The 11,272-nt window shown below is 32.6% G+C and carries 7 protein-coding genes; 3 read left to right on the forward strand and 4 right to left on the reverse strand.

Annotated features, from left to right (window positions below; all coding sequences use genetic code 11):
- The 3 genes from Q0P94_RS09865 to Q0P94_RS09875 all read left to right on the forward strand — a co-directional run.
- A partial coding sequence (locus Q0P94_RS09865; protein WP_295116142.1) for an Ig-like domain repeat protein occupies positions 1-1,391 on the forward strand: 1,391 nt, incomplete at its 5' end.
- A 271-nt stretch (positions 1,392-1,662) separates the two neighbouring features.
- Positions 1,663-2,286, forward strand: a complete 624-nt coding sequence (locus Q0P94_RS09870) for a type IV pilin (protein ID WP_295116145.1) — start codon at positions 1,663-1,665, stop codon at positions 2,284-2,286.
- A gap of 996 nt (positions 2,287-3,282) precedes the next feature.
- Positions 3,283-3,708: an LPXTG cell wall anchor domain-containing protein gene (locus Q0P94_RS09875; RefSeq protein ID WP_295116147.1), complete on the forward strand. Its 426-nt coding sequence runs from the start codon at positions 3,283-3,285 to the stop codon at positions 3,706-3,708.
- A 274-nt stretch (positions 3,709-3,982) separates the two neighbouring features.
- Here the strand turns inward: Q0P94_RS09875 and Q0P94_RS09880 are convergent, their stop codons facing one another.
- The 4 genes from Q0P94_RS09880 to Q0P94_RS09895 all read right to left on the reverse strand — a co-directional run.
- Positions 3,983-6,295 carry a hypothetical protein gene (locus Q0P94_RS09880; protein ID WP_295116148.1) on the reverse strand — a complete coding sequence of 771 codons (2,313 nt, stop codon included), beginning with the start codon at positions 6,293-6,295 and terminating at the stop codon, positions 3,983-3,985.
- A gap of 1,340 nt (positions 6,296-7,635) precedes the next feature.
- Positions 7,636-9,501: a Glu-tRNA(Gln) amidotransferase subunit GatE gene (gene gatE / locus Q0P94_RS09885; protein ID WP_295116150.1), complete on the reverse strand. Its 1,866-nt coding sequence runs from the start codon at positions 9,499-9,501 to the stop codon at positions 7,636-7,638.
- 9 nt (positions 9,502-9,510) lie between these two features.
- Positions 9,511-10,821, reverse strand: a complete 1,311-nt coding sequence (gene gatD / locus Q0P94_RS09890) for a Glu-tRNA(Gln) amidotransferase subunit GatD (protein ID WP_295116151.1) — start codon at positions 10,819-10,821, stop codon at positions 9,511-9,513.
- A 10-nt stretch (positions 10,822-10,831) separates the two neighbouring features.
- Positions 10,832-11,272, reverse strand: a 441-nt coding sequence (locus tag Q0P94_RS09895; RefSeq protein ID WP_295116153.1) for a 2-oxoacid:acceptor oxidoreductase family protein, incomplete at its 5' end; no start/stop codon positions are given.

Raw genomic sequence — 11,272 nt, forward strand, 5'->3', positions numbered from 1 at the left:
CTGTGGGTGAAGGTAGAGCAATCATTACCCTTGAAGTTGGAGATGATGAAATCTACGCTAAAAAATCAACCACCGTTACAGTAACAGTAAATAAAATAAACACAACTGCAGATGTTTCAATTCCTGAAAATATCACTGTAGGTGACAATTCAACCGTTAATGTCATCTTACCTGCTGATGCTACTGGTAATATCACAGTTAAAGTTGACGGCGAAGTTGTAGATACTGTACCTGTAAAAGATGGAAATGCTGATGTTACAATTCATTCCATGAGTGCTGGAAACCACACTGTTGAAATAGCTTACTCCGGTGACGGCAAATACAATCCTATAAACGAAACTAAAGAAATCTCTGTTTCTAAAAAGGATACAACTCTTGAAATTATAATTCCGTCAGACATGAGGTTCGGTGATGATGCAACAATTGATGTCAAGCTTCCAGGTGATGCAACCGGAAACGTAACACTAACAGTTGACGGCGAAGTTGTTGATACTGTTCCTGTATCTAACGGAACTGTAAGTGTCAAACTACCTGCATTGGATGCTGGAAAACACACTGTGGAAGTTACATACTCAGGTGATGACAAATACAAACCTGCTTCAAAAGCATCAACAATTAATGTGAAAAAACTTTCAACTAAGTTATCTGCCGCTGATGTGAAAGTTACCTACAGTGTCAATAAATATCTTTTAATTACATTGAAAGATGGTGAGGGTAATCCTTTGGCTGGTGTAAAGATAACTGTTAATTTGAACGGTGCTAAAGTTTACACAACAGACAGTAAAGGTCAGGTTAAAATTATTATGGGCAAGATGGTTCCAAAAACATACACTGCAAAAATAACCTTTGCAGGAAATAATAAATATCTTGGATCCAGTGCATCTGCTAAAGTTGTTGTTCAAAAGGCAAACGTCAGAATCACTGCATTAAACAAAGTATATAAGTCCTCTGTTAAAGTCAAATTGTATCCTGTAATCTTAAAAGACTTCACAGGTAAAGTACTCAAGAATGTAGTTGTTAGTTTAAAAGTCAACGGTAAGACTTATTTTGCAAAAACAGATGCTAACGGTAAAGCTATATTCAAAATTACTCAATTGACTAAAAAAGGCACATATAATGCAGTCATAACCTTTAAAGGAAACAACTATTATAATAAGGTAGTAAAAAAGGCCACTATTAAGGTTAATTCTGTCTGGCAGGTTGTTCAAAAAGGAAGTAAGAATAGTGCACTTGTTAAAAAGATACAGGTCGCATTGATTAAGCATGGTTATTATCGAAATGCTCAGGGCAATCACTTAAAAATCGACGGAATCTATGATGATTACACTGTTCTTGCTGTTAAAAAGTTCCAAATGAATAATCATGTGAAGGTAACCGGTAAAGTGGATTAAAATACTGCTAAAAAACTTGGAATAATTTAAATTTTATGTAGATGCAACATGCATCTACTATTATTTACTTACATAACTGTACTATTTTTAATAAACGTATTCCTCTATTTCATCTTTTGACTAATTATTTAACTGTTTTTGCAATCATCTGTTGAAATATTCGTGTGCCCTGCCGATTATTTTGAGTATTGTTTATTGTGGTCGAAAATGTTATTTATGTAAATTGTGTATAAATAGTATTATTCAGTTTTTTTATTTGGAGGAACATAGAATGGAAAACAAAAATATCATCATATTCTTGATTGTAATAATTGTTATTCTTGCGGCGGCTGTAGGTGTGATGTTTTTCCAGCAAATGACAAAAGAAAAGTCAAATTTAAAAATTCCTGATAAAACAATAAATGTTGGCAATTCATTGATTGTTTCATTGTCTGACAGCCAAGGAAATCCGATTACAAATGAAACTATTAAAATTAAACTTACAAATAAAGATGGAATAACTATTGATGAGAAAATAAAGACTAATTCTAAAGGAAAAGCCAAATTCAAGATGGAGGAAAAGGGTAAATATTCAGTGGAATGCACATTTGATGGAAATAATCAATATTCATCAAGTTCAGTTTCAGGAAATGTCAGTGTTAAAAAAGCAACTACTGAATTAGTTAATGAGAAACAAACTTCAACTACAACACACTCAAGCAAATATGCTCCTGATGGAGGAATCTATCCTGAATATGGGCCTGAAGTTGATAATCAGGGTATAACTAGGGAGTATGCAATTGCAAATGATATGCATTATGTTGAAATTACTGTGGATGGTGACAGGCCTGGTGAGTATGTGACTGTTGGAGGTTATACTGCTCGTGATCCAAATAATGGAAAGTACCACACCTGATGTTATTATATGATATAGAAAAATATGGATTGTATGAGTTTGTATTTGTTGAGTTAGTATATTAACATTAGATAAGTTTTCGATATTTTTAAGGTTTATATAATCAAAGGAGTAATTTTTTTGATAAAAATTAAAAAAGAGAGATAATAGGTGTTTAATTGAGGTGGTTAAACACCTGTGTTTTTCGAAAAATTAATATTGGCAGATTTTTAATTTTTCAACGACTTGTATCAAATTAGAGAAATTGTGCAAAAATCTAATTCAACACATTCTAATTTCGGAGATTAGTATTGACTAATAATATGAGAGTATTTAGGTACACCTAAATTGTAACTCTATTTATTAAATATGTTGTTATAGTATATAAAGATTTCTATTTTTTTAGGTTTACCTAAATTTGTGATTGTCTGTATCATTGATCTTAAAAATTCAGATATTATAATTATTCAAAGATTTGAGGTTACCGAATAGTTAAAATCACGGTTGATTTATTATCTGGTTTGGGAATAGTTTTCATTATAATTGATTGATTTTTACACTAAAGTCAATATATTCAAAAATAAGTTTCACTTTAAAACCATTTATGGGTATGAAAACATATTTTTTCCAGGATATTGGCCGATGTTGAAGTATTCATCCATAAAATATTTTCAAAAAGCAGTATCATTAAAGTTATGATGATTTTTTTCTGATTTGATTTCATTACTTGTTCTTTCGATTTGGGAATGGAAATTTGATTCCACGTTGCAAGCCCTGGCACAGATAATATACATAATAAACTGGTTTGTGAACCGTTATTTTCATTGCTTTTTCAAGCTTTTGTATGAAATTATGGGTTAATTAATAATATTAGGTTTAATTATTCTTTTTTTCTTATTTTAAGATGTAAGTGAGCACTTGCATCCGAAAAACTTTATATGTGGTCTTTTTTATATAATTAATTGTGCAAAGAAGTGTTATTTTCAAATTAACAATAAATTTTCATAGGTGATTGTTATGGATATTTCAAAAAAATTATTAGCTTTACTTGCAATATTTTGCGTAGTTGTATCTGCTGGTGTAGTTTGTGCAGCAGATTATGATGGGGGTAATTTAGGAAGTGACTATGCTGATGATATGGGTGGTTATTCTGGAAGCCAATATGAAGATAGTGGATATGCTGGAAGTAACTATCAAGATGATGGCGGTTGGGCTGGAAGCCAATACAATGAAACACTAGAAAACGCTGCAGCAAACCAAACTGCTCAAAACACAACAAACGCTACCGGTCTTGCAGCTGGAGAACCAACTAACGTAACTGATAACATGACTGCAAACGCAACATCCACAAACACAATGCTGGCTACAGGTAATCCAATTTTAATGTTACTTGGAGTATCCGCAATATTGGGTAGTGCTGCAGTTTTAAGAAGAAGAAAATAAACACATTATTTTTTGAAGCAGAATAATATTCTGCTTTTTTCTCCCTTATTTTGATTTTTTTATTAAATTACTTGATTTGCAGATATCCTCATGTTATTTTTTTGATAACTGGCTGGAAAACTTTAATATTGATATATTTATAATTTTCATTGAGTTTAGAGAAATATGAAAAGAAGAATTTTTTAAAGAAATTTCTGTAAATCAGTTAGGATTTCTAAACACTTTTTTAATTAAAAAAAAGTTAAAAACTTTTGGGATAAACCCAAAAGTAATTTTATCCTTTATAAGGATGGCTAGCAGTATATGCCACGCCATTCACATATAATGTATATGAACCATAATTTATGGTTCCAGCATTACTTAGACTGGTAACATGGCTGTTGCCGGTTAAAGTCCAGGTTGATCCGGATTTAATAATGATATTGGTAGTTCCATAAGAACTGGATGGGTTAATGCATCCTTTATATGTAGTCTTTGTTAAAGTAAGTTTTAGGGAACTGATTTTATCAATAATAATTTTTCCGGATAGTTTCATATTGGCTGCATTAAATATTACTTTACCTCCATTTGAACCGGATGTGCCCCATTGGCTTTGACCTGCAGCTTTTAATAAAATTCCGCTTCCGTAATTCAAGGTACATTTATTGAGATTAATATTTGAAGCGGTATTGGTTACATAAAACATTGGTGCAGATTTATAATAACTGCTTGCTGTGGAAATTGTTAACTTTGTGTTTGTTGCTGTGAATTTTGACACACCTACGCTGGCATCTCCGCTCATACTTTGATACAGGAATATTCCTGCAAGATCAACATAGTTTCCGTTAACATAACGATTTCCCTTACCATAACCTGTAAAGTCACAATCAGTTAAAGTTATGCTGTTTTTACCTTCAATACATGCAATCTGACTCACATAACTTGTACCTGTACTTTTGGAAACTGTAATTGCTCCGGTTGAATATATCAATGGACTTCCAGAACCGCTTTTCTGGCCCACACCAGTATATAACTTACAGTTGCTTGCCACAACTGTTCCTTCTCCACGGTCTGTAGCAATTGATGCACAGCTTCCGCCACGAGTATTGATAGTTACATTTTTAGCGATAATCCTTCCGCCGAATGTAGCATCCAATCCACGGGATTTGTCTTTATAGGTATTTATCACAACATTGTTCACATATGCTGTTGCTCCTGAATTTGAAGAAGCAAGATTTGAAACGAATATTGCGTTTGCTCCTTTGGCATTTGTAACAATTTGAGTATTTGCAATGTTCAATGTACTTTTTGCGGTTACAAGAACTGCCGCATTGGTTCCATAGAAATCGGAATTTTCAGCATTTGAACTGGATACAGCACCTGTTTTAACAATTTTTGAATTTTTAACTGTTAGTTTTCCTCCATTTTTAACTAAAACTGTATTTTTGTTGGAAGTAGATAATGTGTAAGTTTTTCCGTATATGTTGGTTGTTTTACCGTTAACAAGCAGCTGTCCATTAACTGTATTTGATGTAACATATATTTTCACTGCTTTGGATGCAGGTTTATATGAAACTGATCCCTGATAAACCAATTTCATTATGTAGTATTTTTTGGCATTGAGGTTAATAGTCAGGCTTGCTTTTCCCAGGGAATTGGTTGTTTTAGTATATTTTTTATTTGATATTACAAAGGTTACTTTCTGTCCGCTTAAAGCTTTGCCGTAATAGTCTTTAAGTGTAACTGTAAAAGCTTTTCCTTTAACTATTGTTGTTGCTGAGGTGGTGATGCCTGTTGCAAGTTTATATGAAGTTATTGTAACGGTTTTTGATGCACTTTCATATGCTTCTCCGGTATAATTAACGTTCATTTTATAATTGCCCGGGTTAAGAGTAATTCTTAAACTTGCAGAACCTTTCAAATCAGTTGTTCTTGTAAATGTTCTATTGTTTATTTTAAAAGTTACTTTCTGACCTGTAAGAGGATTATTTTCACTGTCATAAAGGTGAATTGTAAAATAGTTTCCTCTAAGTATTTTTACACTGTTCACCGAAATCTTTGACGGAATTTGATATGAAAGAATTGTGTAGTTTGCAGAACTAGGAGAATGTGTCGAATCTCCAGGGTAATATACTTTCATGTCATATGAATCCGGTGCAAGATTTATCTTTAAACTCGCTATACCATCCTCATCGGTTGTTCTTGTAAAATTCTTATTGCATATGTTGAATATTACTGTCTGGTTTGAAAGAACATTGCCTTCACCATCGGTTAAGGATACTGAGAAGTAATCTGTTTTAAGAATTTTTGTATTGTTTGTGCTGATTATAGTATTTGCATTGTCATTTGTACTATCTGTTGAATAGCTTATCTCTTCAATAATGTTGTCATAGGTGCTGGCTGTTTCATTCTTGGTGCTTAATAAATTTGAGTTTAAATTTTCATCAGTTGATAATGTATCTGTATTGGTTATTTCCGTTGAAGTATCAATCGTGTCGTGTTCATTAATGGATAGGGTTTCATTGTTGCTATCTGCTGCTGAAATTGCACTGATGCCCAACAGAAATATTAATGAAATTATCAAGACAAAACTTATTTTTCTTGACATTTTTGCCCTCCGTATTTTTTGTATTAATGGAAAAATTTTTTTCATGATTTTATAAGTAATTTATTTTCCAATTTTTAACTTAAATAATTTTGAATTTTTAATATTAATTTAACCACAATTTGAAGCTAAAATCTTGAATATTCAAAATTATCACTTAATATTAACTCAAACTTATTATATAAATCTTTTTATTTAATTTTGGTTATATTTAATCATTAATATTAAAAAATAAGCATTTTTATGCGAAAAATTAAATGGCTAAAACTGCCTTAATTTCCTTTTAAAAAGTTCATATGATATGAATTAGGTTACATCAACATCAAAGTTTATAATATTTAATCTGCTTTATTAATCCTTAATTAGATTAATTCTATTAATTTGATTTTATTTTAAAATTAATGTATTAAATAAGGGCTTTGTTATTGAAAATATTATAATTTTTGAGCTATATTGAGGTTTAAACAGTGGAAAATAGAAATTCTTTTAAAAATTGCTAAACTCTAAATAAACGATTTTTAAAAAGTATTTGTTAAAATAAATCAATAAATGTATGATTTAAAATCAGTTATTTAAAAAACAATTCATAACAATTCAAATATGGTTGATGAAATAAGGATGGTTTAAACTTATTTAATCAAAAAATAAGTATATAAAACTTTTTTCATTAAAAATAAAGCTTAAATTCGAATTTAAATTTTTAAGTCAAAAATGCCGAAATAATTGTGTTAATATTTGGAATTATTGATATTTATGTGTATAATCTCTTAAAATGCTGAATAAAAGATAAAATCGTAAAAGTTTTGAATCAAAAAGAAATATTTCCATAAAATCAAAACTTGTTTCATCTATTTCAAACAATTTGATTCTAATTGTTTTTTCATTATTTTAATTAAAATCAAATGTATATAATTTATTTTATTAAAAAATAATAATTATTTAACTAGATTTATCGAATTTCATAAGTTCAAAATATTTTATACGTTAAATTAACTTTTAAAATCATTATTTGGTAATAATTTTTTAAGATCCAACATTCTCAATGATGTTCGTTAAAGTTTCATTTTAGTATAATATTGGATGTGTTATTTTTTTGCTTTTTGCAATATATCTAAACGGTTGGCTATTGAAAAACAGAAAGTAGCTTCATCTAATGTCACAATGAAAATTGTTTGTACCTGAGAATTATTGGAAATTTCTGTAGTGTTTTTATATAAAATTCGGGATGAGGAATTTGAAAAAACAATTGATTCGAAATTGGTTAATAGTTTTAATGTTCCTCATTTGGAACTGGTTACCGTTTAGTTAAAAAAGAGTTTAAATGGAAACTCATTTGAGTTTCCCTATATTAATTTTTGAATTTCTTCACGTACGATTTTGTTAACCATACCGCCGTCTGCTTTTCCTTTAAGCTGTTTCATACACATTCCCATTAAAGGACCCATAGCACCCATCTGACGTTCCTTAACCATTCCTTCATTGTTTGCTACAATATCTGCAATGATTTTGGCAACATCATCTTCGCTCATCATGGTTAAATTACTTTTCTCAGCTATATCTGCAATGTCTTCGTCAGGTGTTTTGATTGTTTCGATAGCTAGTTTGCGCACACTGTCCTTTGCAATTTTGCCGTCAGCCAATAAAGTGAAGATACCTTTGAAGTGGTCTAATGTCAATATATTAATGTCATGACCTTCCCTTTTGATTTCACGTAAATCGTATGCTAAAAGTGAAGCTACAGGTGTTGCATCCACATCAACGTCTGCTAGAATAGCTTCAAACATGTCAGCTTCTTGTCTTTTTACAAGCTGTGTCGCCAAATCTTCACTTAATGAGTATTGCTCAATGATTCTCGCCTGTTTGACATCGGGCAATTCCGGTAAGTTACTGGCTATCGGTCGGATTCTTTCAGAGGTAATTTTAAATAACGGGATGTCAGTTTCAAGATACATCCTGTTTGCGGTTGGCAGCGGTCTCATGTATTCTGTGTTACCGTCATCCAATGCTTTACGGGTTTCTTCTACAACCCCTTCCAAACCTAATGCAGCTCTTCTTTTAACCTCTTCTAGAGCGGATACTGCAATGTCCTCATCGTGAGCTACAATTATGAATGCATCCTCTTCGCCAATGTTCAGAAATTCAGTTACTTTGTCAACTTCTTCCTGAGTTATTCCATAAGCAGGAAGTTCATCAGAATGGAAAATACCTGAAACACCACGTTTTTTAGCGTAACTTGCAATTTCAGTACCGAATCTTCTTCCAGGTTGTACTTCACGACCAATCAAACCATCGAAACCTTTTAAAACAACAGCCTTAATTGTTTCAGCAGATTTTAAAATTTTGGATTCTGTGTCTTCGAACAGTTCATCCAAAGTATGAATTTCATCTAAAACTTCAGCATTTCTGTCTTGAAGTTTGTTTTTGATATCAATCAATTCCAGTTGTCTTTGAACTTCACGGTTAACGATTTCAGCCATCAAATCCAAGTCCTGCACACCTTTGATTTCAACACGGGCACCTTCAGCAATGGAAATGTTCAAATCCTGTCTGATTGTTCCAAGACCTCTTTTTACATTGGTACTTCTCAAAATTTGACCAAGCATATATGCTACTTCCCTTACCTGATCTGGATGATGCATTGAAGGGTCGGTTGTAATTTCTGCAAGTGGAATTCCCAAACGGTCCAGTCTGAATTCAGTAAATCCGTCTTTGGTTTCAACTCTTCTTGCAGCATCCTCTTCAAGACCAAGACTTTCAATAATCACTTTACCGTAAGGTGTATCTAGGTAACCATCAGTTGCAACCATGCCGGTTCTTTGAAACCCTCCAGTGTTACTTCCGTCAATAACCTGTTTACGCATTGTATGGAATTCATCAACAATGTGCATATTCATTAAACATGCAATGGTAATACAGATATCAAGTGCCTCTTCATTTAAGCTGTGAGGTGGTTCATCATCGTTTTCAACAAGGCATGTATGTTTTTCAAAGTTTTCATATTTGAAATTCAATCCTCTCAATGATTCCTGAAGTGCGGCCCTGTCAATTTCACCAAGTTCGGACTGTGTTGGTCTTAGTTTTCTTTGAACCAGTTCATCAAAATTATCATCAACAAGCTCTGTTTTACATGGACAGAATAATTTGTGCTCACTGTTTAACTGTTGGTGAATTTCAAGTCCCATTTTTAATCCTAATTTTTCATAATCCATTCTAACCACCTAGTTTAAGAAATCCCTGATTGAGGATTTTTCAGAAAATTCACCTGCTATATTTCTTTGCATAATTTCTTTAACTTCACTGTATTCGTCGCTTTGACCTAATGCCCAGCATAATTTAACATATGTGGTTTCAGGGGTCATGTCAAGACCGGAAATTACTCCGGCATCAAGAATTTCACGTCCTGTAGAGTAAACATTCATATTCACTCTTCCGTAAAGACATTGTGAAGTCATGATTACAGGAATATTTTCATCTTGAGCTCTCTTAAATGATCCTATTAGGTTATCGGGAACATGTCCAAGTCCAGTTCCTTCAATAACAAGTCCTTTATATCCTTTGTCAATATGATATTCGATATATTCCTCAGAAATACCTGGGAAACTTTTGATGAAACCTACCTTTTCTTCTATGTCGGTATTTAATGCAAGTTTGTTTGCACCACGTTTTGTGTAGGAATAATCCGGATTGATGTTTACTTTTTTATTTTCGATTTTAGCTATTGGCTGAGCGTTGATGCTTCTGAATGTATCTCTTCTTGAAGTATGCATTTTCCTGACCTTGGTTCCTTTGTGAAGGTAAGTGAATCTGTCATTTAAACTTCCATGCATACAGACGCACACTTCCGCAATGTCGGATTTTGCAGCAATAACTGAATCAATCAAGTTGATGTTTGCATCGCTTGAAGGTCTGTCTGAACTTCTCTGAGCACCAGTAATGATAATTGGAACAGGTGTTTTTAACATGAAACTTAATGCTGCTGAGGTATAATGCATTGTATCGGTACCGTGAGCTATTACAACACCGTCTGCACTGTCATTAATGTCATTGGCTATTTCTTCAGCTGCTTTAACCCAGTATTCGGGTTTCATGTTTTCGCTTAAAATATTATATAATGCCTTTACGTTATAGTTGGCATAATCCAATAATTCGGGGTTTGCTTTAACAAGGTCTGATGCGGTAAATTTAGGATGCACAGCCCCTGTTCTGTAATCAATAACGGAAGATACAGTTCCTCCAGTAGATACGATGGAGATGTCCTGTTTGGACGGATCGTGAGGAATTTCTTCTTCATCATAACCAATTTTAGGTTTATCTCCTTTTTCAATGAGCTCTGCAGTAGTATTTTCAATAGCCACACCAATATTATATCCGCTGGATAATTTGATGACCAAATATCCGTCATCTGCATCTTCAGGCCTGTCAAGTAGGATACCTGTATAGGAGATGTCCTCTTTGTTGATTTTGACAGTATCTCCTATACTTAAATCGTAATTTTCTATATATTTTCTAGCATTTTCTTTATATGTCATTAAACCACACTTAAGAATTATTTTTAATCCATTCCGCTCCTGCTTTTAAAACATCTATGTTGACATCAATAACTTTAGGTTTTGATGCAAACATTTCACGAATAGCATTTTCATAAGATTCACGTTTTAAAACACTGCCTAATTCAGTTAATGCACCTAAAAGCGCAGTGTTTGCGGTTCTTGCGTTTCCATGCTCTTCTGCAATATCAACACAAGGCATTGCAATAACTTTAACATTTCTGTCGGTTTCAAATTCACCGATATGAGCATCATAAAGTATTGTTCCGCCTTCTTTAACGTCCTGTGAGAACTGTTCAAGGGAAGGTTTGTTTAAAGCAATGAGAATATCAATATCATCAACAACAGGTGTGCCTATGGTTTCATTGGAAATTACAACAGAACAATTTGATTTTCCGCCTCTCTGTTCCGGTCCGTAGCTAGGATACCATGA

The sequence above is a fragment of the uncultured Methanobrevibacter sp. genome (assembly GCF_946184425.1).
Lineage (GTDB): Archaea > Methanobacteriota > Methanobacteria > Methanobacteriales > Methanobacteriaceae > Methanocatella.